General features: G+C 49.1%; 2 rRNA genes. Both read right to left on the bottom strand.

Annotated elements, in window-relative coordinates:
• Positions 1 to 7: 7 nt before the first annotated feature.
• A 5S ribosomal RNA gene (rrf, locus tag AYC61_RS18555) occupies positions 8 to 119 on the bottom strand.
• A gap of 107 nt (positions 120 to 226) precedes the next feature.
• Positions 227 to 1952 (bottom strand): 23S ribosomal RNA (locus AYC61_RS18550); the annotation flags it as partial.

The following is a 1952-nucleotide window of genomic DNA, read 5'->3' as shown; positions in this document are numbered from 1 at the left end:
TATAAGAGACCGGTCCTACTCTCCCAGGCAGTCACCCACCAAGTACCATCAGCGTTAAGAGGCTTAACTTCCGTGTTCGAAATGGGAACGGGTGTGACCCTCTTGCTATAGTCACCAGATTTTTTTGGAACAAGATACATTCTAACATGTTTTTAGTCATTTGTAAAGAGTAAATTTATCAAATAACTAATTTTTTATGTACCTTCAAAACTACACAGAAATCATTTTGGTCAAGTCCTCGACCTATTAGTACCTGTAAGCTAAAGACATTGCTGTCCTTACACCTTAGGCCTATCAACCAGATGGTCTATCTGGGGTCTTACTCCATAAAGGAAGGGAAATCTAATCTTAAGGGGTGCTTCGCGCTTAGATGCCTTCAGCGCTTATCACTTCCAGACTTAGCTACTCAGCTATGCTCTTGGCAGAACAACTGATGCACCAGAGGTCTGTTCATCCCGGTCCTCTCGTACTAGGGACAACTCCTTTCAAATTTCCTGCGCCCACGGCGGATAGGGACCGAACTGTCTCACGACGTTCTGAACCCAGCTCGCGTGCCTCTTTAATGGGCGAACAGCCCAACCCTTGGGACCTACTCCAGCCCCAGGATGAGACGAGCCGACATCGAGGTGCCAAACCTCCCCGTCGATGTGGACTCTTGGGGGAGATAAGCCTGTTATCCCCGGGGTAGCTTTTATCCGTTGAGCGATGGCCCTTCCACTCGGAACCACCGGATCACTAAGTCCAACTTTCGTTCCTGCTCGAGATGTATCTCTCGCAGTCAAGCTCTCTTGTGCCTTTACACTCTACGCACGATTTCCGTCCGTGCTGAGAGAACCTTTGAGCGCCTCCGTTACTCTTTTGGAGGCGACCGCCCCAGTCAAACTGCCCAACTGACAATGTCCCAAGACCGGATTCACGGTCTATGGTTAGAACTTCAGTATTACAAGGGTGGTATCCCAAGGTTGACTCCACCAAAGCTGGCGCCCTGGTTTTCTTGTCTCCCACCTATCCTGTACATATAATACCAAAATCCAATATCAGCTTGCAGTAAAGCTCCACGGGGTCTTTCCGTCCTGCCGCGGGTAACTCGCATCTTCACGAGTACTACAATTTCACCGGGTCCCTTGTTGAGACAGTGCCCAAATCGTTACACCTTTCGTGCGGGTCGGAACTTACCCGACAAGGAATTTCGCTACCTTAGGACCGTTATAGTTACGGCCGCCGTTTACTGGGGCTTAAGTTCGCCGCTTCGTCATAAATGACTAACGCTTCCCCTTAACCTTCCAGCACCGGGCAGGTGTCAGCCCCTATACTTCATCTTTCGATTTAGCAGAGACCTGTGTTTTTGCTAAACAGTCGCTTGGGCCTATTCTCTGCGGCCGGTTGAGGCTTTTGTCAGCTAGTGACTAAACCTCCTCCGGCACCCCTTCTCCCGAAGTTACGGGGTCATTTTGCCGAGTTCCTTAACAAGGGTTATCCCGCTCATCTTAGAATTTTCATCCTGCCTACCTGTGTCGGTTTGCGGTACGGGTACCAATATACTCGATAGAAGCTTTTCTTGACAGCGTGGAATCAGCTACTTCGCTACTTATTTTTCGCTCCCATTCGTATCTCGGAATTGTTTTTACGGATTTGCCTATAAAAACTTCCTACTTACTTAGACACACTCAACCAACGGTGTGCTTAGCCTATCCTTCTGTGTCACTCCATCTCTCAATCATATATTGGTAGTACAGGAATTTCAACCTGTTATCCATCGCCTACGCTTTTCAGCCTCGGCTTAGGTCCCGACTTACCCTGAGTGGACGAGCCTTCCTCAGGAAACCTTAGGCTTCCGATGGGTAGGATTCTCACCTACCTTTCGCTACTCATGCCAGCATTCTCTCTTCTGCACAGTCCACCGCTCCTTACGGTACGACTTCAACCCGTGCAGAATGCTCCTCTACCACTGC

The sequence above is a fragment of the Abyssisolibacter fermentans genome (genome assembly GCF_001559865.1).
Classification (GTDB): Bacteria; Bacillota; Clostridia; order Tissierellales; family MCWD3; genus Abyssisolibacter; species Abyssisolibacter fermentans.
The sequence above is the reverse complement of the archived record's forward strand: the minus strand, read 5'-3'. Positions and strand labels throughout refer to the sequence as shown.